We start from the raw sequence: 25,793 nt of genomic DNA, 5'->3' as shown, positions 1-25,793 counted from the left end.
AGGGTTAGGGAGTAGCGGATGAAGATCATCATCCTTGGCGCAGGCCAGGTAGGCGGTACGCTGGCAGAGCATCTGGCCAGCGAAGCCAACGACATAACTGTGGTCGATACCGACGGCGACCGCCTGCGTGACCTGGGCGACCGCCTGGATATCCGTACCGTGCAAGGCCGCGGCTCGCTCCCGACGGTCCTGCGCCAGGCCGGCGCCGATGACGCAGACATGCTGGTTGCGGTGACCAACAGCGATGAAACCAACATGGTCGCCTGCCAGGTCGCCTATTCGCTGTTCCACACGCCCACCAAGATCGCTCGCGTGCGTGAATCGGCCTACCTGACCCGCGAAGAACTGTTCGACAACGACCATATCCCGGTGGACGTGCTGATCAGCCCCGAGCAGGTCGTGACCAACTACATCAAGCGGCTGATAGAACATCCAGGTTCGCTGCAGGTGATCGACTTTGCCGAGGGCAAGGCGCAGCTGGTGGCGGTCAAGGCCTATTACGGCGGCCCATTGGTGGGCCAGCAACTGCGCCAGATCCGCGCGCATATGCCTAACGTCGATACCCGTGTGGCAGCGATCTTCCGCCGTGACCGGCCGATCACCCCACGGGGCGACACGGTGATCGAGGCCGATGACGAGGTGTTCTTCATCGCCGCGAAGAAAGACATCCGCGCCGTGATGGGCGAGCTACGCCGCATCGACGAGACCAACAAACGTGTGGTCATCGCCGGGGGCGGGCAGATCGGTGAACGCTTGGCCGAGGCCATCGAAAGCCGCTATCAGGTGAAGATCATCGAGATGAGCGCAGCCCGTTGCCGGCACCTCTCCGACACCCTGGAAAGCACCGTGGTGCTGCAGGGCAGCGCCTCGGACAAGGACTTGATGCTCGAAGAGAACATTGCCGATGCCGACATCTTCCTGGCCCTGACCAACGATGACGAGGCGAACATCATGTCGTCACTGCTGGCCAAGCGCCTGGGCGCGGGCAAGGTGATGACGATCATCAACAACCCGGCCTATGTAGACCTCGTACAAGGCGGCGAAATCGATATCGCCATCAGCCCCCAGCTGGCTACCATCGGTACCTTGCTGGCGCACGTGCGCCGTGGCGATATCGTCAGTGTGCACTCCCTGCGCCGGGGTGCGGCCGAGGCCATCGAGGCGGTGGCACACGGCGATTCGAAGTCGAGCAAGGTGATCGGCAAGGCTATCGAAGACATCACCCTGCCGCCGGGCACCACGATCGGCGCGATCATCCGCGACGAGCAGGTGCTGATCGCCCACGACGATACAGTGATCGAGTCGGGTGACCACGTGATCCTGTTCGTTGTGGATAAAAAGCACATTCGCGACGTGGAGAAGCTTTTCCATGTCGGCTTGAGTTTCTTCTAGAGGAGGCGGGCATGCGCGAATCGCTGGAGAAGATGCTGGCCAAGGGTGTGGATAACCCGCTGCTGCGGTTTGGCCTGGGCAAGGCCTGGCTGGACGAGGGGAATGGCGCCGAAGCGGCGGTGCATCTGGCCCGTTGCGTGGAACAGGACCCAAAGTATTCGGCAGCGTGGAAGCTGCTTGGCAAGGCGTACCAATTGCAGGGTGACCTGACGGCGGCGCGCAAGGCCTGGGAGGACGGGGTGGTGGCGGCGCAGGCCCATGGGGACAAGCAGGCCGAGAAGGAAATGGCGGTGTTTCTCAAGAAGCTGAACAAGGTCTGAAGTGTCGGGGCTGCTGTGCAGCCCATCGCCGGCAAGCCGGCTCCCACCGGGTTTGCGCTGGGCTTGAGAACAGCGCAGTACCTGTGGGAGAGCAGGGTATCTGTGGAAGCAGCGAGGTACCTTTGGAAGCAGCAGGGTACCTGTGGAAGCAGCGGGTTTTTTGTGGGAGCCGGCTTGCCGGCGATAGGGCCGGTAAACTCGATGCAAGACTCAAGCAAGCCCCCGCAAAGCTAATCCTCGCGAGAAAGCTCGCAAGCGTGCCATCCGCCCTGATTGAAAACCCAGGACGAAGGCGCCCCCAACAACCTCAATACCAGCGCGGCTCGCCCGCCGGGCGCTTCTTGAAGCGCTTCATGCTCCACATGTACTGGCTCGGGTATTGGCGCACATAGCGCTCGACCACCTTGCTCATGGCCGCCGCCGACACGTTCACATCCGTGCTGTACATCTCTTCTGGCGCAGCTTCCAGAAACACCTTGAAGCCCGAGCCATCCGGCAAGCGCAGGGCATGCAGGAACACCCCCACCGCCTTGCCACCGGCCAGCATGTTCGGCACGAACTTGCTGGTCAGCGCCTGGGTGCCCAGGAATGGCACGAACACGCCGGCCGATTCCGCAGGCTCCGGGTCGGCGGGAATCCCCACCTGCCCACCGCGGCGCACCTCCTTGATCACGCTGAGGATGCCTTCCTTGGTCGAAGGCGCGACACGGTTGCCCATCTGTACCCGCTGTTCACGTAGCAGGTCATCCACAGCCTTGAGCTTCGGCGGGCGGTAGAAGATGATCGGTTTGCACTGGTTGCAGTAGAAGTGGTTGAGCACTTCCCAGTTACCCAGGTGGCTGGTGATGCCGACCACACCCTTGCCTGAGGCCAAAGCCTGCTCCAGCACCTCCAGGCCGTGCACTTCCTTGACCAGATCAAGCGAACGCTGGGGCGGCCAGATCCAGGCACAGGCACTTTCGACAAAGGATTTGCCGATGTCTCTCAGGGCACGGCCGACCAGTTGCTCGCGCTCGACCGGGTCCATCTCAGGGAAGCACTTGGCGAGGTTGATGCGCACGACATTGCGCGAACCGTTGGGGACTTTCCACATCAGCCAGCCGATCCCGGCGCCGACGCGTTGCACTGCGCCCCAGGGCAGCTTGGCAAACAGACGCAGCACCCCGACCATCAGGGCGCCTTTGAACTTTTCCACAGGCCAGTTCCTTATTTCAGCAAGGCGCGCATTGTAACCCTTCAGCGCAGCAAGGCGGCGTAACGATCACAATCGGTGGTGTGATCCATGACCATGCCGGTAGCCTGCATGAAGGCGTAGCAGATGGTCGGGCCGACGAAGGTAAAGCCGGCTTTGAGCAATGCCTTGCTCATCGCCTTGGCCTCGTCGGTGACCGCCGGCACTTCGCTACGGGCAGTGAAATGGTTGATCTTCGGCTCGCCGCCGACGAACGACCACAGCCACTCGGCCGGGTTATCCACAGCCAGCCAGGCCTGGGCGTTGCGCCGCACAGCCTTGAGCTTGAGGCGGTTGCGGATGATGCCGGCATCGAGCATCAGCTCTTCGATGCGCTCATCGCTCATCTGCGAAAGCTTCACCGGGTCGAAGCCGTGCAGCACCTCACGATAGCGCTCGCGTTTACGCAAGACGGTGATCCATGAAAGCCCCGCCTGGAACCCTTCGAGCAAAAGCATCTCGAACAGCAACGCCGGATCACGCTGCGGTGTTCCCCATTCCTGGTCGTGGTAGGCCTGGTACAACGGATCGTCGGTACACCAAAAGCAGCGTGGCATAAGGCTCCAATGAGTAGAGGGCGAGGCGAATCAGGTTATACTCCCGCTCTTTACATCCGCATCCCCAGATACAGGTGAATTTCGTGAGCCAGCCTACGCCAGCCGTGCGTACCTTCCAAGACCTGATCCTCGCCCTGCAGAACTACTGGGCAGCTCAAGGTTGTGTGGTGCTTCAGCCCTACGATATGGAAGTAGGCGCCGGCACTTTCCATACCGCTACATTCCTGCGCGCCGTCGGCCCAGAAACCTGGAACGCCGCCTACGTGCAGCCCAGCCGTCGCCCTGCCGACGGGCGGTATGGCGAAAACCCCAACCGCCTGCAGCACTACTACCAGTTCCAGGTGGTGCTCAAGCCCAACCCGGCCAACTTCCAGGAGCTGTACCTCGGCTCGCTGAAAGCCATCGGCCTGGATCCGCTGGTCCACGATATCCGTTTCGTCGAAGACAACTGGGAATCGCCGACCCTGGGCGCCTGGGGCCTGGGCTGGGAAATCTGGCTCAACGGCATGGAAGTGACCCAGTTCACCTACTTCCAGCAAGTAGGCGGCATCGAGTGCTACCCGGTCACCGGTGAAATCACCTACGGCCTGGAGCGCCTGGCCATGTACATCCAGGGTGTCGACTCGGTGTACGACCTGGTATGGGCCGACGGCCCGTTCGGCAAGGTCACCTATGGCGACGTGTTCCACCAGAACGAAGTGGAGCAGTCGACCTACAACTTCGAGCACGCCAACGTCGAGAAACTGTTCGAGCTGTTCGACTTCTACGAAAGCGAAGCCAACCGCCTGATCAAGCTGGACCTGCCGCTGCCGACCTATGAAATGGTGCTCAAGGCCTCGCACACCTTCAACCTGCTCGACGCCCGTCGCGCCATCTCGGTGACCGAACGCCAGCGTTACATCCTGCGTGTGCGTACCCTGGCCCGGGACGTGGCGCAAAGCTATCTGCAAGCCCGCGCACGCCTGGGCTTCCCGATGGCCACCCCTGAACTGCGTGACGAAGTGTTGGCGAAGCTGGAGGCTGCACAATGAGTGCTCAAGATTTCCTGGTAGAACTGGGCACCGAAGAGCTGCCTCCCAAAGCCCTGGCCACCCTCGGTGACGCTTTCCTGGCCGGCATCGAAAAAGGCCTGCAGGCCGCTGGCCTGAACTACACCGGCAAGCAGGTGTACGCCGCGCCGCGTCGTCTGGCCGTGCTGATTCGCCAGCTGGATGTACAGCAGCCTGACCGTAGCATCAATATCGACGGCCCGCCCCTGCAGGCTGCCTTCAAAGACGGCGAGCCGACCCAGGCTGCCTTGGGCTTTGCCAAGAAGTGCGGGGTAGAGCTGTCGGAAATCGACCAGAGCGGCGCCAAGCTGCGCTTCTCCCAACACATCCCGGGCAAAGCCACCGCCAGCCTGCTGCCGACCATCGTCGAAGATTCGCTCAACGACCTGCCGATCCCCAAACGCATGCGCTGGGCCGCTAGCCGTGAAGAGTTCGTGCGCCCGACCCAATGGCTGGTGATGCTGCTGGGCGATCAGGTGGTTGACTGCACCATCCTTTCGCAGCAAGCCGGCCGTGAGTCCCGTGGCCACCGCTTCCACCATCCGCAGAACGTGGTCATCACCACCCCGGCCAACTACGCCGAAGACCTGCGCAAAGCCTACGTGCTGGCCGACTTCGCCGAACGCCGCGAGCTGATTGCCAAGGGCACCAGCGAACTGGCCATGCAGCAGGAAGGCACTGCCATCGTGCCGCCGGCCCTGCTGGATGAGGTAACTGCGCTGGTGGAGTGGCCGGTACCGCTGGTGTGCTCGTTCGAGGAGCGCTTCCTCGAGGTGCCGCAGGAAGCCTTGATCACCACCATGCAGGACAACCAGAAGTACTTCTGCCTGCTGGACAGCGAAGGCAAACTGCTGCCGCGCTTCATCACCGTGGCCAACGTCGAAAGCCGTGACCCCAAGCAGATCGTCTCGGGTAACGAGAAGGTAGTGCGCCCGCGCCTGACCGACGCCGAGTTCTTCTTCAAGCAGGACAAGAAGCAGCCGCTCGAAACCTTCAACGAGCGCCTGAAGAACGTCGTCTTCCAGGCGCAGTTGGGCACCGTCTACGACAAGGCCGAGCGTGTATCCCGGCTTGCCGCGTACATTGCTCCGCTGATCGGCGGTGACGCCCAGCGCGCTGGCCGTGCCGGGCTGCTGTCCAAGTGCGACCTGGCCACCGAGATGGTTGGCGAATTCCCAGAAATGCAGGGCGTTGCCGGTTACTACTACGCGCTCAACGACGGTGAACCGCAAGACGTCGCCTTGGCGCTGAACGAGCAGTACATGCCGCGTGGTGCTGGCGCCGAGCTGCCGCAGACCCTGACCGGTGCTGCGGTGGCCATCGCCGACAAGCTCGACACTCTGGTCGGCATCTTCGGCATCGGCATGCTGCCCACCGGCAGCAAAGACCCGTATGCCTTGCGCCGCGCCGCCCTGGGCGTGCTGCGTATCCTGATCGAGAAGCAACTGGACCTGGACCTGACCACTGCGGTCGAATTCGCGGTCAAGCAGTTCGGTGCCCAGGTCAAGGCCGCCGGCCTGGCCGAGCAGGTGCTGGAGTTCATCTTCGACCGCCTGCGTGCGCGTTACGAAGACGAAGGCATCGACGTTGCCACCTACCTGTCGGTTCGTGCCCTGAAGCCGGGTTCGGCTTTGGACTTCGACCAGCGTGTGCAGGCCGTGCAGGCGTTCCGCAAGCTGCCCGAAGCCGAGGCGCTGGCCGCGGTGAACAAGCGCGTGTCGAACCTGCTGGGCAAAGCCGAAGGCGCCATTGCCGAACAGGTCGAGCCGAAGTACTTCGACAACGCCAACGAGTTCTCGCTGTACTCGGCGATCCAGCAAGCCGACCAGGCTGTGCAACCGATGGCCGCTGCACGTCAGTACAGCGAATCGCTGGCCCGCCTTGCGGCCCTGCGTGATCCGGTCGACGCCTTCTTCGAGGCCGTGATGGTCAACGCCGAGGACGCCAAGGTTCGCGCCAACCGTTATGCCCTGCTCAGCCGCCTGCGCGGCCTGTTCCTGGGCGTTGCCGATATTTCGCTGCTGGGGTAAGCCTTGAAACTGCTGATTCTCGATCGTGACGGGGTGATCAACCAGGACTCCGACGCCTACATCAAGTCGCTGGAGGAGTGGATCCCGATCCCCGGCTCGATCGAGGCCATCGCGCAGTTGAGCAAAGCGGGCTGGACGGTGGCCGTGGCCACCAACCAGTCCGGCATTGCCCGTGGCTACTATTCGCTGGCAACCCTCGAAGCCATGCATGCGCGTCTGCGCACGCTGGTGGCAGAGCAAGGCGGCGAAATCGGCCACATCGTGTATTGCCCACATGGGCCGGACGAGGGTTGTGAATGCCGCAAGCCCAAGCCCGGCATGTTGCGGGCTATCGCCGAACATTATCAGGCCGACCTGCGCGGCGTATGGTTCGTCGGCGACAGTAAAGGTGACCTGGAGGCCGCCCTGGCCGTCGGTGCACAACCGGTGCTGGTGAAAACCGGCAAAGGTGAGCGCACGCTAGAAAAGGGCGTCGCGCAAACCACACTGATTTTCGACGATCTGGCAGCTATCGCCAGAGAACTAATCTAAACAATGCGCCTGAGGGCGCATTTTTATCAGGCGGGCAAGCCCGCAACGGTACATGCCACTATGTCGATCCTGCAGGCGATCAGAATCTTTCTTTTTTACCTGCTGCTGGGCACCAGCTCGCTGCTGTGGTGCTCGCTGAGCTTTTTTATCGCGCCATTTTTGCCGTTTCATAAGCGCTACCGCTTCATCAACGTCTACTGGTGCCGTTTTGCCGTGCTGCTGGCGCGGGTGATCCTGGGTATCCACTACAAGGTCACCGGTGCCGAGAATGTGCCCAAGGAACCCTGTGTGATCCTGTCCAACCACCAGAGCACCTGGGAAACGTTCTTCCTGTCAGCCTATTTCTCGCCATTGAGCCAAGTGCTCAAGCGTGAACTGCTGTACGTGCCGTTCTTTGGCTGGGCCATGGCCATGCTGCGGCCGATCGCGATCAACCGCGACAACCCCAAGGAAGCGTTGCGCCAGGTGGCGAGCAAGGGTGACGAGTTGCTCAAGCAGAAGGTCTGGGTGCTGATCTTCCCGGAAGGTACTCGGGTACCCTTTGGCACCGTGGGCAAGTTTTCCCGTGGCGGTACCGCGCTGGCGGTAAATGCCGGGCTGCCAGTGCTGCCGATCGCGCATAACGCCGGCAAGTACTGGCCCAAGTCAGGGTGGGGCAAGCGCTCCGGCACCATCGAGGTGGTGATCGGGGAGCCGATGTATGCCAATGGCACCGGCCCGCGTGCCATTGCAGAGCTCAATGACCGTGCCGCAGCGTGGAACGAAGCGACTCAGCGGCGCTTGGGTTCGTTGCCACCGGTGGATGAAAAACCGCACGAGCAGATCGCCTGACGATCTGTGGATAACTTGTTAGCAATTTTTCGACGAAATGCCTCACTCGATAGCTAAGCCTATGAATTAGCTATATATTTTTGTGTATGACATTTTCCTGAAAATCGTGCATAAGTTTTTTTGAGGCATAAGAAAACCGGCTTTTACAGCCGGTTTTTTTATGGCTTCAAGACATCATCAGACCTTGTCGATATCCACGTCCCTGGTTTCTTTCAGGCAGAAGATGCCCACCACCAGGCTGACCCCGGTTACCAGCACCGGGTACCACAAGCCGTAGAAGATATCCCCGGTGTACACCACCAGCGCGAACGAAACCGTGGGCAGGAAACCGCCGAACCAGCCATTGCCAATGTGATAGGGCAGCGACATCGAGGTGTAGCGGATGCGCGTCGGGAACAGCTCCACCATGACTGCCGCCAGCGGCCCATAGGTCATGGTTGCGATCAGGATCATTGCAACGATCAGCACCACTACCATCACCTGGTTGACCTGCGAGGGGTCTGCCTTGGCTGGGTAGCCTGCTTGCTCGATGGCGTTGCGCATGGCTGATTCGTCAAAACCGTTGATGGTCTTGTCGCCAATGTTCACGACCACTTGGCTGCCCGCGACATTCACCGAGCTGTAAGGCAGGCCCTGTTTGACCAGGAAGGTCTTGACCTTGTCGCACGGGCTGTCGAAACGCGCCTTGCCGACTGGGTCGAACTGGAAGGTACAACCTTGCGGGTCAGCGGTGACCACGATCGGCGCCTGACGGCTCGCTGCATCGATCTGCGGGTTGGCGTAGTGGCTCAGCGCCTTGAACAGCGGGAAGTACAACACCGTGGCCAGCAACAGGCCGAGCATCAGGATAGGCTTGCGGCCGATGCGGTCGGACAGCCAGCCAAAAAACACAAAGAACGGCGCACCGATCACCACACTGATGATGAGCAAGGTGTTGGCCTGGGAAGGATCCATCTTGAGCATCTGGGTCATGAAGAACAGCACATAGAACTGCGCCGTGTAGAACGTCACGGCCTGGCCGGCGTTGATGCTGAACAGTGCGGTAAGCACCACTTTGAGGTTTGGCCAGGAGGTGAACGACTCGCGGATTGGCGACTTGCTGACCTTGCCCTGGGCCTTCATTTTCACGAAGGCCGGCGACTCGTGCATGCTCATGCGGATCCAGGTGGAGATGCCCAGCAGCACGATCGACAGCAGGAACGGCAAGCGCCAGCCCCAGGTCTCGAACTGATCGCCGCTGATGTAGCGGCTGCCCAGCACCACCAGCAATGACAACAGCAGCCCGAGGGTGGCAGTGGACTGGATGAAGCCTGTGTGCAAGCCTCGCTTGCCGGGCGGTGCGTGTTCGGCCACATAGGTCGCCGCGCCACCATACTCGCCCCCCAGCGCCAGCCCCTGCAGCATGCGCAACACCACCAGAATGATCGGCGCGGCAATGCCGATACTTGCATAGGTGGGCAGCAAGCCAACGGCAAACGTGGATAGCCCCATCAGCACGATGGTGATCAGGAAGGTGTATTTTCGCCCGATCATGTCACCCAGCCGGCCAAACACCAGCGCGCCAAAGGGCCGTACCAGGAAACCGGCGGCGAATGCCATCAGGGCAAAGATGAAAGCGGTGGTGTCGTTGACGCCAGCGAAGAACTGCTTGCTGATCACTGCCGCCAGCGCACCGTAGAGAAAAAAGTCATACCACTCGAAAACCGTCCCGAGGGATGACGCGAAAATGATCTTGCGTTCTTCACGACGGCTTGGGCTGCTCGCCGTCGCCCCCTGTTCTTGGATGTAATCCGACATCGTTGCTGTCCTCGGCCCGCAGGCCACAGTGATTATTCTTGTTGTTCCACTGTCGGCAGCTTCTGACCGCAAGCTGCCGGTACTGCACGCACCCGGGTCAGGGCGTCGGTAACGCGTCTTCGTTCAGGCAGGTTTGCGTCGCAGCTCCCTTGAGAATGAGTTGGGCCGCCTTTTCGGCGATCATCAGGGTGGGTGAACAGGTATTGCCAGAGGTGATCTGCGGCATGATGGAAGCATCCGCGACGCGCAGGCCGGGGATGCCGTGCACCCGCAGCTGGTTATCCACAACGTCCAGGGGGCCGTTGCCCATGCGGCAGGTCCCGACTGGGTGGAAGATGGTGGTGCCGATCTTGCCTGCCGCTTCGAACAGCTGCTCCTCGGTCTGCAGGGCAGGGCCTGGCAGGTATTCCTGCGGCTCGAAAGCGGCGAGGGCAGGGGCCTGGACGATGCGGCGTGTGATACGAATGGCCTCGGCGGCAACGCGCAGGTCTTGAGGGTCATTGAGGTAGTTGGGGTCGATCAGTGGCGCGCTGTTCATGTCCGAGCTACGGATGTCGATGCGCCCACGGCTAACCGGGCGCAGGTTGCAAACCGAAGCGGTGAAGGCTGGAAAGCGGTGCAGCGGCTCGCCGAAGCGTTCCAGCGACAGCGGTTGTATGTGGTATTGCAGGTTGGCGGTGCGCTGCTCGGGGCTGGAGCGTACGAACGCCCCGAGCTGGCTCGGGGCCATGGCCAGCGGGCCACTGCGGTCGTAGAGATAGCGCAGGCCCATGCCCATCTTGCCCCACAGGCTGTTGGCCATCTGGTTGAGCGTTCTGGTATTGCGGATCTGATAGATCAGGCGCAATTGCAGGTGGTCCTGCAGGTTGCCACCGACACCGGGCATGTCGTGCCGTACACCGATGCCGAGCGTTTCCAGCAACCTGCGCGGGCCAATGCCGGAGCGCTGCAGAATGCCGGGCGAACCCACCGCCCCTGCGCACAGGATGATCTCGCGGCGCGCCGCGAACTCGTGCCAGGCGCCGCGCCAAAATGCTTTCACTGCACGGGCGCGGGTATTGTTCAGCAGTACTTGGTCAACCTGGACGCTGGTCAACACGGTGAGGTTGGAACGGTTATGCACAGGCCGTAAGAACGCCTTCGATGCGTTCCAGCGCACACCGCTGCGCTGGTTGACCTGAAAGTATCCACAGCCTTGGTTGTCGCCGGTATTGAAATCATCGACCTTGGCGATACCGCTCTGTTCGGCAGCGTCTCGGAATGCATCGAGGATCGGCCAGCTGTAGCGCTGGCGCTCCACCCGCCATTCGCCCGTGGCGCCATGGTGATCACTGCTGCCTGCAAAATGATTCTCGCTGGCCTTGAACAGCGGCAGCACATCCTTCCAGGCCCAGCCGTCGTTGCCCTGTTCGGCCCAATGATCATAGTCCGCAGCCTGGCCACGCATGTAGATCATGCCGTTGATCGATGAGCAGCCCCCCAGCACCTTGCCCCGGGGATAACCCAGGCTGCGACCATCCAGGCCGATCTGCGCTTCGGTCTTGAAGCACCAGTCAGTGCGGGGGTTGCCGATGCAGTAGAGATAACCGACGGGGATGTGAATCCAGGGGTAATTGTCGCGGCCCCCAGCCTCCAGCAGCAAGACGCGGCAGGACGGGTCGGCGGACAAACGATTGGCCAGCAGGCAACCGGCAGGGCCGGCACCTACGATGACGTAGTCGAAGACAGAATCGGCTGATGGCATGTGCAACCTCGCGCCTGATTTTTATTCTTGTCGTCGTACATCTTATTGATTAATTTCGCTGAGGAAACACGAGATTTCGCGCAGCCGTTGTGCGTTTTAGCACAGCGACAAACAGGGAAAGGATGCATGTTCGACTGGAATGATCTGCGGTTTTTCCTCGAGTTGCAGCGCAGTGGCCGCCTGCTCAGCGCTGCCAAGCGTCTCAACACGACCCACAGCACGGTTGCTCGGCATATCGAAAGCATCGAGAAATGCCTGGGCACGCCACTGTTCGTGCAACACGCGCAGGGGTATGAATTGACCCCCTCCGGCCAGGCGTTGCTCAAGCACGCAGAGGCCATGGAGAACGTCGCGTTGCTGGCGCAGGAAGAAATCACCCAGGCGATCACGCCGCTGGGCAAGATTCGCCTTGGGGTCACCGAAGGCATCGGCATCATGTTCTTCACCCCACGCATGAACGCGCTGTTCGAACGGTATCCGGGCCTGGAAGTGGAGCTTGTGGCCGTGCCTCGCTTCGTCAGCATCCTCAACCGCGAAGCGGAAATCAGCATTCACCTGGAGCGCCCCAGTGCCGACCTGCTGATCACCCGCAAACTCACAGACTACCGCCTAGCCTTGTATGCCAGCCAGGCTTACCTGGACCGCGCCCCGCCTTTACGCAACCGTGAAGACCTGGCCCGGCACAGCTGGATCGGCTACGTCGACGACCTGCTGTTCAGCCAGGAGCTGCTGTTTCTCAACAGCTTCTGCCGGATGCCCAATGTGGCCTTTCGCAGCACCAGCGTGATCGCCCAGCAAGCCGCTGCGCGCGCCGGCCTGGGCATCGCAGTGCTGCCCAATTACATGGCCCGCCACGACCCGACACTGGTACGGGTACTACCCAGCGAAACCATCCAGCGCAGCTACTGGATATGCACCCGGCGTGAGTTGCACAAGTCGGTACGCCTGCGGGTGGTCTGGGATTACCTGCTGGCGCTGTGCGCGCAGGAGCAGGCCGAGCTGCTAGCCGAGTAGCGCCTTACCGGCCAACAGCAGGGCAGCCCCGAAGCCGACCACCGAGAACAGCTGCTGCAGGCGAGGCCCGGCCAGCCGGGTTGCCAGTGGCCGCGCCAACAGCAGGCCAAGCACCGCCCCCACGGCAAAAGGTGCGCCGACCTGCCAGTGCATCACCCCAGCCAGGCTGGCGCTGACCACGCTACCAGTGGACACCAGGGCGATCACCGCCAGCGAGGTCGAAACGATGCTCTTCATGCGCAGGTTGGTGTAGCGGTTCAAGGCAGGGATGATCACGAAGCCACCCCCCACCCCCAACAAGCCGGACAACAATCCAGAGAGTGCTCCGGTGATGGCCAGCGCCCGCGCGCAGGGCAGTGTCCAGCGCAAACGGCCCTGCAGCGGGTTGAGCAAGCACGGCTCGATGAAACGGTGCGCACCGTTGGTCTCGCCACGCAGCTCACTGGCAGCCTTGCGCCAGATGCGCAGGCATGCGTAAACCAGCACGCCGGCGAACACCAGGGCCAAGGGGGTATCGGGCAGACGATGAGCGAGCATCAGCCCGAGCGGTGCAGCGACGATGCCGATCAGGGCGATGAACAGCGCGGCGCGGTAACGCACCAGCCCTTGGCGCAAGCCGAGGATCGCCCCTACGCCAGCGGCAAGACCTACAGCAAGAAGGCCAATCGGCGCAGCTTCGGCCATAGACAGGCCAAGACCGAACACCAGCAGCGGCACAGCCAGGATGCCGCCCCCTGCCCCAGTCAACGCCAGCACTGCACCGATGATCGCGCCCAGCCCGGCACCGAACAGTTGATGCTCGATCACTGGGCTGCCTCGGCAGCCAGCAGCTTGGGCCGCGCCAACCACTCCCGCCCCTTGAGCATGCCTTGCCAGTACAGCGGCGGCAGCACTCGCGCCTTGAGCAGCCAAGCCAGGCGCGTCGGCTGGCGTCCATCCAGCAGCCAGCGCGGAAAGCTCGGCGCGACCTTGCCGCCATAGGTGAACTCGGCAAGCACGATCTTGCCGCGCTCGACCGTCAACGGGCAGGAGCCATAGCCATCGTACTGAGCAAGGTCAGCCAGCCTGCCTAACGCCACCAGCACGTTGTTGGCAACCACCGGCGCCTGCTTGCGCGCGGCGGCTGCGGTCTTGGCGTTGCTGGTGCCGGCCACATCGCCCAGTGCATGGACGTTGGCAAACTGGCGATGACGCAGGGTATGCGGGTCCACATCGACCCAGCCAGCGGCATCGGCCAATGGGCTTTGACGAATGAAGTCCGGGGCAACCTGCGGCGGCACCACATGCAGCATATCGAAGGCTTCAGTGCGGGTTTCAGTGCTGCCATCGGCCAAGGTGCGGACAAAGGTGGCACACTTGTTGGGGCCATCCACTGCCACCAGACGGTGGCTGTAATTGAGGTCTACACCGTACTTGTCGATGTAGGCCATCAGGGCCGGTACGTAATCGGGCACACCGAACAGCACAGCACCGGCATTGAAGAAGCAGGCTTTGACATCGCCCAGCCGCCCCTGGCGCAGCCAGTGGTCGCAGGACAGGTACAGCGCTTTTTGCGGCGCACCGGCGCACTTGATCGGCATCGGTGGCTGAGTGAACAGGGCACGGCCTTGCTTCAGGTTCTGCACAAGCTCCCAGGTGTAGGGTGCCAGGTCGTAGCGGTAGTTGGAGGTAACGCCGTTGCGCCCCAGGGTCTCACTGAGCCCGTCAATGGCAGCCCAATCGAGCTTGAGGCCAGGGCAGACCACCAACTGTTCATAGCTGATGGTGCGACCCTCTTCGAGCATGACCAACTGGGCCTGCGGGTCGAACCCCTGCACGCGCGCCCTGATCCAGCGCACGCCACGGGGAATGGTCGAGGCCATGGTACGTGCGGTGCTCGGCGCCTTGAACACACCGGCACCGACCATGGTCCAGCCGGGCTGGTAGTAATGAATGTCGGCAGGGTCGACCACCGCGATATCCAGTGACGGGTCGCGGCTGATGAGGCTGGAAGCAGTGGCGATTCCGGCAGCACCGGCACCGACGATGACCACCTTGTGGTGGTAAGAATCAGTAGGGGACAACAAGGCAGGCATGGCGTAAATCCTGGAAAATCCAATGATGGGGGAGGCTGTCAGAGCTTGTTCAACGGGATCTTCAGGTAGCTCACGCCGTTGGATTCCGGTTGTGGGAAATGGCCACTGCGCATGTTGACCTGCACCGACGGCAGGATCAGCACGGGCATTTCGAGGGTCTTGTCACGCGCCTCACGCATGGCGACAAAGCTGTCCTCATCAATGCCCTGGTGGACATGAATGTTGCTGGCGCGCTGCTCAGCCACGGTGGTGACATAGCGCATCTCGCGCCCGCCCGGCAGGTAGTCATGGCACATGAACAGTAGGGTCTGGTCAGGGAAAGCCAACAGGCGGCGGATGGATTGGTACAGGGTGCGAGCGTCAGCGCCAGGAAAATCACAGCGCGCGGTACCGTAGTCAGGCATGAACAGGGTGTCGCCCACGAACAGCGCTTTTTCGCCGGCATCCTCTACCAGGTAACTCATGCAAGCGGGGGTATGCCCAGGCGTATGCAGCGAGCGGGCGTGCAGGTTGCCTATGCGAAAGCCTTCCTCGTCCATGAGCAACACATCGAACTGGCTGCCATCACGGGCAAAGCCGGGCTCGGCGTTGAACAAGTCACCGAAGACTTTCTGTACCTTGGTGATCTGGCCGCCAATGGCGGTGTGGCCGCCGAGCTTTTCCTTGAGATACGCCGCGGCTGAAAGGTGGTCGGCGTGTACATGGGTTTCCAGAATCCACTGCACCTTGGCACCAAGGCTGTGAACCCGATCAATCAGGCGGTCAGCAGAGGCGGTGCAGGTACGGCCTGACTTGGGGTCATAGTCCAGTACGCTGTCAATCACCGCACACTGGTTGGTCTCACGGTCCAGCACCAGGTAGCTGATGGTCGAGGTGGCGTCGTCGAAAAAAGCGTCCACCTGAAGGTTATTGCCGATGATCATCACGGTCTCCAAATAATCCACCCCGCCATTTAGAGGCGTAGGCAGTTACGGGTGGTTTATCAAGATGCATGCCAGGGGTTCAGGCCATGCCAACACCCGTAAAATCGAACCCTGACGGCGCGAGGCAGGCCGGTCTGTCAGCTGCGCTGGCAGTCGACTGTCAGCCAATGGCAGTGTTTGGCAGACCTTGTTACCCTCAACGGCTTAGCCCATCGGTGCCGTCATGCCTGAATCCCATCCCCTCATCCTAGCTCTGGTTTCCTACCTCGAACACGATGCGTTGCCTACCATCGTGTTGGACACCGACTACAACATCCTCGCAGCCAATGCCGCCTATCGCCGCCAGTTCGGCCGTGACGACCGTGCGCCACTGGGTGAGAAGTGCCACCGGGTTTCCCATCACTATGCCGTGCCTTGCGACCAGGCCGGCGAGCATTGCCCCATGCGCAAGGCCTGGGACAGCAAGCTGCCGGAACGGGTACTGCACATTCATCACACCCCGCGCGGGCCTGAGCATGTGGATGTGGAACTGCGGCCGATCCTCGATGAGCAGGGCAGGGTGGTCGCCTTCGTGGAACGGCTGACCACGGTCACGCTGGCCTCGGCGCAACCCCAACAACAGGGCTTGGTCGGGCGGGCGCCAGCGTTCAAAACGGCGCTGGCCAGCCTGCAACGTGCGGCACCCGCGCAGATCCCAGTGTTGCTGCAGGGTGAATCCGGAACAGGCAAAGAGCTTTTCGCCCGGGCGATCCATATGGGCAGCCCACGGGCCAATGGCCCGTTGGTGGTGGTCGACTGCACCGGTTTGACCGAGTCACTGTTTGAAAGCGAACTGTTCGGCTATGAGAAGGGAGCCTTTACCGGTGCCAACCAGCGCAAGATCGGCCTGGCTGAAGCGGCCCATGGCGGCACGCTGTTCCTCGATGAGATTGGCGAGGTGCCACTGGCGATGCAGGTCAAATTGCTGCGCCTGATCGAATCCGGCAGTTTCCGCCCAGTCGGTAGCCTGCGTACCGTGCACGCGGATTTCCGACTGGTGTCTGCAACACACAAACCGCTCAAGCAGATGGTTGCAGAGGGTACGTTCCGCGAAGACCTGTATTACCGCATCAGTGGCTTTCCGATCCGCCTGCCCGCCTTGCGCGAACGCGTAGAGGATCTGCCGCTGCTTGCGCAGAGCCTGCTGCAACGCACGGCAGGCCAACCTGCCGCCAGTCTTAGCGACGCTGCGCTTCAGCAATTGGCCCTGCATAGGTTCCCAGGCAATATCCGCGAGCTGCGCAATATCCTGGAAAGGGCGCGCCTGTTTGCCGATGACGGGCTGATACGGCCTGAACATCTGCCGGAAGATGTCGGCCCGCCAATCGCATCCGGTGAGAAAAAGAGGCGCGCTCGCAGCGACCTGGGTGATCTGGCGCAGGCGCTGGAACAGTTTCCGGGCCCCCGCAGCGAGCTGGCGCGCCACCTGGGCATGAGTGAACGTACGCTGTATCGGCGCTTGAAAGCGCTGGGGCTGAACCCGGCTTAAGGCCAAGCGATACTTTACCGGACCTTTACCTCTGGCCAGGGATTACTCATCTCGAACGACGGTCTGAAGCATTAACCGTAATCGGCGTCTCGTTGAAGCCCGCCGGACGTGTACATGCAAAGGATCGAGATACGATGAAAAAAACCCTATCCGTGCTCTGCGCTGCCTTGATGTTCAGCGCACCACTGGCCAGCTTCGCCCAACCCGGCCCGCCTCAGGGGCACGATGGCGACCGCTCGCATCAGGGCCACCCGCAACAACATGGCAAACCCGGCAACGGCCAGGCTCACTCCTACCGTAATCCAGACTTCCATCCACAACCGGGGATGCCGATACCTCACCAGCAATGGCAGCGTGGCCATGTGGTAGACCCGCACTATCGCAACGACCGCTACTGGGTGACCGACTGGCGAGCCCGGCATCTATCCCCACCGCCACGCGATCACCGTTGGCTGTACGTCAACGGCGACTACGTATTGGTGGCCATTGCTTCCGGGGTGATCGTTAGCATCCTCAGCGGCTACTAAGGCGTAGAAACCAACAGCTCACCATAAAAACCCGCTTGCGCGGGTTTTTTGCCGGATTCTGGATTGAAACCTCTAGTCTGATAACTATTCGACCAGTCTTTTGAAGGTACTGCACATGATTGCGCGTTGGCGTTGGGTAGCGGGACAACTTACCAAGCGACTCTGGTTCAGAGCCACGCTGTTCTCCCTTCTAGGTGTAGCGACTGCGTTGCTTGCCATCGTGTTCAGAGATTTCATCCCGCACACCTTGCCAACACGCATCGGCGCAGATGCTGTGGACAAGATTCTCGGGATCATTGCCTCCAGCATGCTGGCTGTCACCACCTTCTCATTGAGCACGATGGTCACCGCTTACGGGGCCGCCAGTAGCGGAGTGACACCTCGGGCCACGACCCTCGTCATGGAGGACACCACTACCCAGAACGCCCTGGCCACATTCATCGGGTCGTTTCTCTTCAGCCTGGTTGGCATCATCGCACTGAGTACCGGCCTCTATGGCAGCCAGGGGCGTGTCGTGCTTTTTGCGGTGACGCTAGCTGTCGTGACGCTGATCATTTACACACTGCTGCGCTGGATCGATCACCTTTCCAAACTGGGACGGGTCGGAGAAACCATTGACCGTGTGGAAAAAGCAGCGATGGATGCCATAGCACATCGCGCACGCTGGCCCTATCTGGGTGGCTCAGCGTACCCGATGGATCTTGTACTTCCGCTGTCCGCGCAAACAGTTGGCAGCAACCAGACGGGCTACATCCAACATATCGATGTGCAAGCCTTGGGTGCCATTTCCAAAGCGCTCCAGGTCCGGATTTATATGGAAGTCCTCCCAGGGAGTTTTGTGCACGTCGGTATGCCGGTGGCTCGCGTTGTACCATTGAGTGGCGAACACCCTGATGAGCAAAGCCTCAACGACCTGCTGGCGACGCTGACCCTAGGCACCCGAAGGACCTTTGAGCATGACCCGAGGTTTGGGCTATGCGTGCTATCGGAGATCGCTTCCCGCGCGCTGTCGCCGGCGGTCAATGATCCGGGCACCGCTATCGATGTGATTGGCCGGGGCCTGAGGACATTGACGCACTGGGGGAAGGCCCACGTTTACGAGCCGGAGCAGGGAACAAGCTGCGAGTGGGTTCACCTGCGAGCATTGACGGTGGATGATCTGTTCGACGATTTCTTTGCCCCTATCAGCAGAGACGGCGCCGCTCTGTTAGAAGTCGACCTTCGATTGCTCAAGGCCCTGGTCAGCCTGGCCCAGATAAACCCCGCGCTTTTCGGGCAGAGTTGCATCAGGCATGGCGACCAGCTTGTGATGCGTGCAGATGCTTCACTCACACTCGCGCATGAAAAGGATCAGCTGAGGGCGGTTCACCTGAAACTCAGGAAGCTTGATTGAACACGCCCAAAGCAAAAAGCCCGCTTACGCGGGCTTTTTGTTGAGAACAACCTGATCAGAAGTCCAGGTTCGAAACCGACAGCGCGTTGCTTTCGATGAAGTCACGGCGAGGCTCAACCGCATCGCCCATCAAGGTGTTGAAGATCTGATCGGCGGCAATCGCGTCTTCGATGGTGACCTTGAGCATGCGCCGTACAGTTGGGTCCATGGTGGTTTCCCACAACTGATCCGGGTTCATCTCACCCAGCCCTTTGTATCGCTGGATGGTGTGACGCTTGGTGGTCTCGTTCATCAGCCAATCCAGGCCTTCCTTGAACTCGACGATCGCCTTGCGACGCTCACCACGCTGTACATAAGCACCTTCACCCAGCAGGCTCGACAACTTGGAACCTATGTTGACCACCGTGCGGTAGTCGTTGCTGCCGAAGAAATCGCGGTTGAAGGTGATGTAGCTGGCCAGGCCGTGCGAGGTGATTTCCACTTCTGGCAGCCACACATTGCGCTCCTTGTCCTCGCGCAGGGTGGCCTTGTATACCAGGCCAGACTTCTGGCTATTGCTCAGGCGCTCCTGCAGTTTGGCCAACCAGTTCTCCATGACGGCATGGTCGCCCAATTGCTCAAGGGTAACTTCCGGCAGGTAGATGAAGTGCTCGGTCAACTCTTCCGGGTACAAGCGAGACAAACGCTTGAGCGTCTTCATTACACTACGGAACTCGTTGACCAAAACCTCCAGCTGAACACCGGAAACGGCTGGCGCAGATTCATCCAGGTGCAGGCTGGCATCTTCGAGGGCCGACTGGGTCATGTATTCTTCCATGGCCTCGTCGTCCTTGATGTACTGCTCCTGCTTGCCTCTCTTCACCTTGTACAGCGGTGGCTGGGCAATGTAGATGTAGCCACGCTCGACCAGCTCTGGCAGCTGACGGAAGAAGAAGGTCAGCAGCAGGGTGCGGATGTGCGAACCGTCAACGTCAGCATCGGTCATGATGATGATGTTGTGATAGCGCAGCTTGTCGATGTTGTACTCTTCGCGGCCGATGCCACAGCCCAGCGCGGTGATCAGTGTGCCCACTTCCTGGGAGGAGATCATCTTGTCGAAACGTGCTTTCTCGACGTTGAGAATCTTGCCCTTGAGCGGCAGGATCGCCTGGGTACGACGGTTACGACCTTGTTTGGCTGAGCCACCTGCGGAGTCACCCTCCACCAGGTACAGTTCGGAAAGGGCAGGGTCCTTCTCTTGGCAGTCCGCCAGTTTGCCCGGCAAGCCGGCGATATCCAGCGCGCCCTTACGGCGAGTCATTTCACGCGCTTTGCGCGCCGCTTCACGGGCACGGGCAGCATCGATCATCTTGCCGACGACCGCTTTGGCTTCGTTGGGGTTCTCCAACAGGAAGTCGGCGAAGTACTTGTTCATTTCCTGTTCCACGGCGGTTTTCACCTCCGAGGAGACCAGCTTGTCCTTGGTCTGGGAGCTGAACTTCGGATCCGGTACCTTGACCGAAATGATCGCAGTCAGGCCTTCACGAGCGTCGTCACCGGTGGTGGAAACCTTGTTCTTCTTGGCCAGGCCTTCCTGCTCGATGTAGTTGTTAAGGCTACGGGTCAGCGAGGAGCGGAAACCAACAAGATGGGTACCGCCATCGCGCTGTGGAATGTTGTTGGTGAAGCACAGCAGGTTTTCGTTGAAGCTGTCGTTCCACTGCAGGGCGACTTCAACACCTACGCCATCGTCACGTTGGACGTTGAAATGGAACACCTGGGAGTTGACCGGCGTCTTGTTGGTGTTCAGGTATTCAACGAATGCACGCAGGCCGCCTTCATATTTGAAGAACTCTTCTTTGCCCGAGCGTTCGTCTTTCAACAGGATGCCAACGCCCGAGTTCAGGAACGACAACTCACGAATACGCTTGGCCAGGATATCCCAGCTGAAGTGAATGTTCTTGAAGGTCTCAGCGGAAGGCTTGAAGTGAATGTGGGTGCCGGTAGTTTCGCTTTCGCCCACAACGGCCATCGGCGCCTGTGGAACGCCATGAACGTAGGTCTGTTCCCAGATCTTGCCGCTACGGCGAACGGTTAGCACCAGTTTTTCAGACAGGGCGTTTACGACCGAAACACCTACACCGTGCAGACCGCCGGAAACCTTGTAGGAGTTATCATCAAATTTACCGCCGGCGTGCAGCACGGTCATGATGACCTCGGCTGCAGAGACGCCTTCTTCTTTATGCACGTCGACCGGAATGCCGCGACCGTTGTCGCGCACACTAATCGATTCGTCCGGGTGGATAATGACGGTAATGTCATCGCAGTGCCCGGCGAGGGCTTCGTCGATCGAGTTGTCGACCACTTCGAAGACCATGTGGTGCAGGCCGCTACCGTCATCGGTGTCGCCAATGTACATGCCGGGACGCTTGCGCACGGCATCCAAACCTTTCAGCACCTTGATGCTTGAGGAGTCGTACGTTTGATTTTCGCTCATGCCTTCACTCCCGATGGTCGTGGGTCTGGGTGATACGGCCTTGTTCCACGTGGAACAAAGCGACTGGCGTTTCCGTCTGCCAGCCTTCCCTCAGTAATTCTTGATCTACACAGGTGATGAACACCTGGCAGCGTAATTCTTCTAGCAAGCGGCACAGTGCACGGCGATGCTGGTCGTCCAACTCGGACGGCAAGTCATCCACGAGATAAATACAGTGGCCGCGGCGAGCCTGGCTAACGAGATGGCCTTGAGCAATGCGCAGAGCACAGACCACCAACTTTTGCTGACCACGCGACAGGATGTCGGCTGCATTATTGGCAGCCAGACGAAGGCGCAGATCAGCACGCTGCGGGCCGGCCTGGGTATGGCCCATCTGCTGATCGCGAAGGAGAGAAGAGGCGAGTACTTCGTTGAGTTCCCGGTCCTTGTCCCAGCCTCGGTAGTAGCTAAGGGTCAACCCGTCCAGCTCGACCAGTTCGCTCAGGGTTTGCTCGAAGACGGGCTTCAAGGCCTTGATGTAGTTGCGACGGTATTCATCTATTTCCGCGCTGGCCAGGCACAATTCCCGGTCCCAGGCGGCTTGCGAAGCTGGGTCAAGTGTACCATGCCGCAACCATGAGTTCCGCTGCCGCAACGCCTTCTGCAGACGCTGCCACGCTGGCATGAAGCGAGGTTCCACGTGGAACACTCCCCAATCGAGAAACTGGCGGCGGATCTTCGGTGCGCCTTCAAGCAACCTGAAACTGTCTGGGTTGATGAGCTGCAGGGGCAGCAATTCTGCGAGCTGCGCAGCGCTCTTGGCATTCTGCCCATCAATACGGATAGTGAAATCGCCCCCGCGCTCGCGCGACACACCCAGGTTGCTGATGCCGCCTTGGCCTGACTGCACTTCGCCAAAAACCGTACACGCTGACTGCTCGTACTGAATGACCGGGTTCAGTCGGGTACTGCGGAACGACCTGGCCAAGCCGAGCAAATGCACCGCTTCAAGCACACTGGTCTTGCCGCTGCCGTTTGCGCCGTAGAGGATATTGATGCGGGGGGAGGGTGAGAGGGTCACCGGGTGCAGGTTGCGCACCGCGGTGACCATGATACGTCGAAGGGACATCTGGCCTGCTACAGGTTACAGGCGCATTGGCATGACAACATAAGACGAGTCGTCATTGCCTGCTTCTTGCAGCAGAGCACTGCTATTGGAATCGGAGAGAATCAGGCGAACCTGTTCGGTTGTCATCACACCCAAGACGTCCAGCAGGTAACTGACGTTGAAGCCGATCTCCAGCGATGCCCCGTCATAGTCGACGCTGATCTCTTCTTCCGCCTCTTCCTGTTCCGGGTTGTTCGCCTGGATTTTCAACTGCCCGGCAGCCAACTGCAGACGGATACCACGGTACTTCTCGTTAGAAAGAATCGCGGTACGGCTGAACGCTTCGCGCAAGGCCTGACGATCGCCAATGACCAGCTTGTCACCACCCTTGGGCAGTACACGCTCATAGTCCGGGAATTTGCCATCGACGAGCTTGGAAGTGAAGGTGAACTCGCCTGTGTTCGCACGGATGTGATGCTGGCCCAGGACAATGCTGACCATGCCTTCGGGGTCGGTGAGCAGGCGCGCCAGTTCGAGGATACCTTTGCGTGGCACGATGACCTGATGACGCTCATCCTGCTCGATGGCTGCGCTCATGGAGCACAGTGCAAGGCGGTGGCCATCGGTAGACACGGCACGCAGGGTATTGCGCGACACTTCAAGCAGCATACCGTTGAGGTAGTAACGTACATCCTGCTGAGCCATGGCAAAGCTGGTGCGCTCGATCAACCGACGCAGTTTGCTCTGTTCAAGGTTGCAGGTCAGCGAACCTGGGCCTTCTTCCACGGTGGGGAAGTCGTTGGCAGGCAGGGTCGACAGGGTGAAACGGCTACGGCCGGCCTTGACCAACAACTTCTGTTCATCGACCTTGATATCGATCAGCACGTCGTTCGGCAGGCTTTTGCAGATGTCCATCAGCTTGCGCGCCGGGACAGTGATTTCGCCTGGCTCAGCCGGCTCTTCCAGTTGTACGCGGCCTACCAGTTCGACTTCCAGATCGGTACCCGTCAACGACAGTTGCTGGCCTTGCACGACCAGCAGTACGTTGGACAGGACCGGCAAGGTCTGACGGCGCTCGACGACACCGGCGACCAGTTGCAGGGGTTTCAACAGGGCTTCGCGTTGAATGGTGAAATGCATGGTCTAGTCCCTTGCCTTCAATTAGCTGCGCTGGCGGCCATTAGGTGGTGAGCGTGCGCAGGAGGTTCTTGTAGTCCTCGCGGATGTCCGCGTCGGATTCCTTCAGTTCGTTGATCTTGCGGCAAGCGTGCAGCACCGTGGTGTGGTCACGACCGCCAAACATGTCGCCGATCTCTGGCAGACTGTGGTTGGTCAGCTCTTTGGACAACGCCATGGCCACCTGACGCGGGCGCGCTACCGAGCGCGAACGGCGCTTGGACAGCAGATCGGAGATCTTGATCTTGTAGTACTCGGCCACGGTGCGCTGAATGTTATCCACACTCACCAGTTTGTCTTGCAGCGCCAGCAGGTCCTTCAGCGACTCGCGAATCAGCTCGATGGTGATGTCGCGGCCCATGAAGTGCGAGTGAGCGATGACACGCTTCAGTGCCCCCTCAAGCTCACGCACGTTGGAGCGAATACGCTGAGCGATGAAGAACGCGGCATCGTGCGGCAGCTCGACTTTGGCCTGGTCGGCCTTTTTCATCAGGATCGCCACGCGGGTCTCGAGCTCCGGCGGCTCGACAGCCACTGTGAGGCCCCAGCCGAAACGCGACTTCAACCGCTCCTCCAGACCTTCGATTTCCTTCGGATAGCGGTCGCTGGTGAGAATCACCTGCTGACCACCCTCCAGCAAGGCGTTGAAGGTGTGGAAAAACTCTTCCTGAGAACGCTCCTTACGGGCGAAGAACTGGATATCGTCGATCAGCAACGCATCGACCGAACGGTAGAAGCGCTTGAATTCGTTGATCGCGTTGAGCTGCAACGCCTTGACCATGTCCGCGACGAAGCGCTCGGAATGCAGGTACACCACCTTGGCATTCGGGTTCTTTTTCAGCAGGTGGTTACCCACAGCATGCATCAAGTGGGTTTTACCCAGGCCCACACCACCGTAAAGGAACAGTGGGTTGTAGCCATGCTTCGGGTTGTCGGCAACCTGCCAGGCGGCGGCCCGGGCCAATTGGTTGGACTTACCCTCTACAAAGGTTTCGAAGGTGAACGTACGGTTCAGATAGCTGGTGTGCTTGAGCGCACCCTCCACCTGAACGTTGCGCTGTTCGGTACGACCTGGTGCGACAGGTGCCGGAGCGCTGTCGGCCATCGAATCATAGCTGTCCCGCGACGGCGCCTCGGCCATATCCGAGGCCTGCGCAGGCTCCGCCGAAGGCACCGAGACCGGGTCAGCAACAGCCATGACTGGCGCGGCTGCTGGCTGCGCGTGGGTCTGCGCAAGGGATGCAGCCACTGCAGCGCTGACCGGGGCGTTAGGCGCGGCCCGCGGTGCGGAGCTGCGACGGCTGCCTATTAATAAGGAAAGGGCAGGCGCGATGCCGCTACCGTTTTCACCCAACAGTTCGAGCAGACGGCCGAGGTACTTTTCATTCACCCAATCGAGAACGAAACGGTTAGGCGCATACACGCGCAACTCGTCGCCTTGGGCTTCGACCTGTAGCGGACGGATCCAGGTGTTGAATTGCTGGGCAGGCAGTTCATCGCGCAGAAGCTCCACGCACTGCTGCCAAAGTTCCACTGACACGGATATCCCCTGAGTTTGAAAGCCGGATGAGGCTAAAACAAACGGCCATTGTACCGGTCAAGCGATCAGTTATCCACATGTGGAAACATTATGATCCATGGCAAAACAGCCATTTAGCGACCAAAAAGCCACGCACGGACTGTGAATAAGCTCTGTGGATAACCCACCCTGAGGGCTATGCACAACCCTGACCTGAAATCTGTTGATAAGTCGCCTGTGCATAACATGGCTTTTCATCCACAGGCTGTACTCAGGCGTGGCACAAGCGCAGCACGGGTTGTGGACAACGTTTCAGGACGCTGGATGACGCGTGATCAAGGGCCTCCAGAAGGTTATCCACAGATCTTTATCCACCTAAGATCTATAAGTTATTCAGAAAAGCTTTTTATATGTCTCTTCTTTTTTTTACTTTTGTCATCCGTTTGGCTTACCGACCCGGCACCACCCACCCGATCGCTCAAAGCACCTTCCATAAGGAAAGGCTGGTTGGAAATTGACCTATTGGCTTGCTTTCTCTAGAATCGCCGATCTCTTAAAAAGGGGGCCATTCCGGCCCGTTGTCGACAAACCAG

Annotated in this window: 21 protein-coding genes; 10 read left to right on the top strand and 11 right to left on the bottom strand. The window is 60.2% G+C overall.

Translation table 11 applies throughout. From position 1 onward, the window contains the following. Positions 1-18 precede the first annotated feature (18 nt). Both trkA and ACIPZC_RS00620 read left to right on the top strand, forming a co-directional pair. Positions 19-1,392, top strand: coding sequence for a Trk system potassium transporter TrkA (gene trkA / locus ACIPZC_RS00625; protein ID WP_241806666.1), 1,374 nt, complete (start codon positions 19-21; stop codon positions 1,390-1,392). A gap of 11 nt (positions 1,393-1,403) precedes the next feature. Continuing rightward, a complete protein-coding gene (locus tag ACIPZC_RS00620) occupies positions 1,404-1,712 on the top strand; it encodes a tetratricopeptide repeat protein (RefSeq protein WP_241806665.1) in 309 nt (102 codons plus the stop codon). Between the two features lie 307 nt (positions 1,713-2,019). Here ACIPZC_RS00620 and ACIPZC_RS00615 read toward each other — a convergent pair whose 3' ends face one another. Then, positions 2,020-2,907, bottom strand: a complete 888-nt coding sequence (locus tag ACIPZC_RS00615) for a lysophospholipid acyltransferase (protein WP_241806664.1) — start codon at positions 2,905-2,907, stop codon at positions 2,020-2,022. Positions 2,908-2,948: 41 nt separating this feature from the next. Next, the gene (locus ACIPZC_RS00610) at positions 2,949-3,500 is read right to left on the bottom strand and encodes a DNA-3-methyladenine glycosylase I (protein ID WP_241806663.1); all 552 of its coding nucleotides are present in this window, start codon (positions 3,498-3,500) and stop codon (positions 2,949-2,951) included. A gap of 83 nt (positions 3,501-3,583) precedes the next feature. On the opposite strand from ACIPZC_RS00610, the gene glyQ reads away from it, so the two are divergent. Genes glyQ through ACIPZC_RS00590 form a run of 4 tightly spaced genes read left to right on the top strand, consistent with a single transcriptional unit; the run spans position 3,584 to position 7,941 of the window. Next, complete coding sequence (gene glyQ / locus ACIPZC_RS00605) at positions 3,584-4,531, top strand: glycine--tRNA ligase subunit alpha (protein WP_012312032.1); 948 nt, start codon at positions 3,584-3,586, stop codon at positions 4,529-4,531. Further along, positions 4,528-6,579, top strand: coding sequence for a glycine--tRNA ligase subunit beta (gene glyS, locus ACIPZC_RS00600; protein ID WP_400624084.1), 2,052 nt, complete (start codon positions 4,528-4,530; stop codon positions 6,577-6,579). Before glyQ ends, glyS begins: the two co-directional genes overlap by 4 nt. A 3-nt stretch (positions 6,580-6,582) precedes the next feature. Continuing rightward, on the top strand, positions 6,583-7,110 hold the full coding sequence (gene gmhB, locus ACIPZC_RS00595; RefSeq protein ID WP_241806661.1) for a D-glycero-beta-D-manno-heptose 1,7-bisphosphate 7-phosphatase: 528 nt from the start codon (positions 6,583-6,585) through the stop codon (positions 7,108-7,110). Between the two features lie 60 nt (positions 7,111-7,170). Beyond that, the gene (locus ACIPZC_RS00590; protein ID WP_241806660.1) at positions 7,171-7,941 is read left to right on the top strand and encodes a 1-acyl-sn-glycerol-3-phosphate acyltransferase; all 771 of its coding nucleotides are present in this window, start codon (positions 7,171-7,173) and stop codon (positions 7,939-7,941) included. A gap of 177 nt (positions 7,942-8,118) precedes the next feature. Here the strand turns inward: ACIPZC_RS00590 and ACIPZC_RS00585 are convergent, their stop codons facing one another. Both ACIPZC_RS00585 and ACIPZC_RS00580 read right to left on the bottom strand, forming a co-directional pair. Next, entirely contained in the window at positions 8,119-9,738 is a 1,620-nt protein-coding gene (locus tag ACIPZC_RS00585) for an MFS transporter (RefSeq protein WP_400624079.1), read from the bottom strand. Between the two features lie 97 nt (positions 9,739-9,835). Next, positions 9,836-11,482: a GMC family oxidoreductase gene (locus ACIPZC_RS00580; RefSeq protein ID WP_400624077.1), complete on the bottom strand. Its 1,647-nt coding sequence runs from the start codon at positions 11,480-11,482 to the stop codon at positions 9,836-9,838. A 126-nt stretch (positions 11,483-11,608) separates the two neighbouring features. On the opposite strand from ACIPZC_RS00580, the gene ACIPZC_RS00575 reads away from it, so the two are divergent. After that, a complete protein-coding gene (locus tag ACIPZC_RS00575) occupies positions 11,609-12,496 on the top strand; it encodes a LysR family transcriptional regulator (protein ID WP_241806657.1) in 888 nt (295 codons plus the stop codon). On the opposite strand, the gene ACIPZC_RS00570 is transcribed toward ACIPZC_RS00575, so the two are convergent. The 3 genes from ACIPZC_RS00570 to ACIPZC_RS00560 are packed head-to-tail and all read right to left on the bottom strand — an operon-like array spanning position 12,485 to position 15,494. After that, on the bottom strand, positions 12,485-13,303 hold the full coding sequence (locus ACIPZC_RS00570; protein WP_400624073.1) for a sulfite exporter TauE/SafE family protein: 819 nt from the start codon (positions 13,301-13,303) through the stop codon (positions 12,485-12,487). The two genes, ACIPZC_RS00575 and ACIPZC_RS00570, sit on opposite strands and share 12 nt — an antisense overlap. Continuing rightward, entirely contained in the window at positions 13,300-14,571 is a 1,272-nt protein-coding gene (locus ACIPZC_RS00565; RefSeq protein ID WP_400624070.1) for an FAD/NAD(P)-binding oxidoreductase, read from the bottom strand. The genes ACIPZC_RS00570 and ACIPZC_RS00565 overlap by 4 nt, the downstream gene beginning before the upstream one ends. A 38-nt stretch (positions 14,572-14,609) precedes the next feature. Beyond that, positions 14,610-15,494, bottom strand: coding sequence for an MBL fold metallo-hydrolase (locus ACIPZC_RS00560; RefSeq protein WP_400624067.1), 885 nt, complete (start codon positions 15,492-15,494; stop codon positions 14,610-14,612). 223 nt (positions 15,495-15,717) lie between these two features. Between ACIPZC_RS00560 and ACIPZC_RS00555 the strand changes: the two genes are divergently transcribed. The 3 genes from ACIPZC_RS00555 (at position 15,718) to ACIPZC_RS00545 (ending at position 18,942) form a co-directional block, all read left to right on the top strand. Then, a complete protein-coding gene (locus tag ACIPZC_RS00555; RefSeq protein WP_400624064.1) occupies positions 15,718-17,022 on the top strand; it encodes a sigma-54 interaction domain-containing protein in 1,305 nt (434 codons plus the stop codon). Positions 17,023-17,156: 134 nt separating this feature from the next. Continuing rightward, positions 17,157-17,549: an RcnB family protein gene (locus ACIPZC_RS00550; protein ID WP_267819906.1), complete on the top strand. Its 393-nt coding sequence runs from the start codon at positions 17,157-17,159 to the stop codon at positions 17,547-17,549. Positions 17,550-17,664: 115 nt separating this feature from the next. Then, complete coding sequence (locus ACIPZC_RS00545; protein ID WP_400624059.1) at positions 17,665-18,942, top strand: DUF2254 domain-containing protein; 1,278 nt, start codon at positions 17,665-17,667, stop codon at positions 18,940-18,942. Between the two features lie 55 nt (positions 18,943-18,997). On the opposite strand, the gene gyrB is transcribed toward ACIPZC_RS00545, so the two are convergent. Genes gyrB through dnaA form a run of 4 tightly spaced genes read right to left on the bottom strand, consistent with a single transcriptional unit; the run spans position 18,998 to position 25,221 of the window. After that, entirely contained in the window at positions 18,998-21,418 is a 2,421-nt protein-coding gene (gyrB, locus tag ACIPZC_RS00540; RefSeq protein ID WP_241806868.1) for a DNA topoisomerase (ATP-hydrolyzing) subunit B, read from the bottom strand. Between the two features lie 4 nt (positions 21,419-21,422). Beyond that, positions 21,423-22,526, bottom strand: a complete 1,104-nt coding sequence (gene recF, locus ACIPZC_RS00535; protein ID WP_400624054.1) for a DNA replication/repair protein RecF — start codon at positions 22,524-22,526, stop codon at positions 21,423-21,425. 15 nt (positions 22,527-22,541) lie between these two features. Further along, on the bottom strand, positions 22,542-23,645 hold the full coding sequence (gene dnaN, locus ACIPZC_RS00530; protein ID WP_012312006.1) for a DNA polymerase III subunit beta: 1,104 nt from the start codon (positions 23,643-23,645) through the stop codon (positions 22,542-22,544). 40 nt (positions 23,646-23,685) lie between these two features. Further along, on the bottom strand, positions 23,686-25,221 hold the full coding sequence (gene dnaA, locus ACIPZC_RS00525) for a chromosomal replication initiator protein DnaA (RefSeq protein ID WP_400624049.1): 1,536 nt from the start codon (positions 25,219-25,221) through the stop codon (positions 23,686-23,688). Between the last annotated feature and the right edge of the window lie 572 nt (positions 25,222-25,793).

Source organism: Pseudomonas sp. NPDC089743 (assembly GCF_044748785.1).
Taxonomy (GTDB): domain Bacteria; phylum Pseudomonadota; class Gammaproteobacteria; order Pseudomonadales; family Pseudomonadaceae; genus Aquipseudomonas; species Aquipseudomonas putida_X.
The sequence above is the reverse complement of the archived record's forward strand: the minus strand, read 5'-3'. Positions and strand labels throughout refer to the sequence as shown.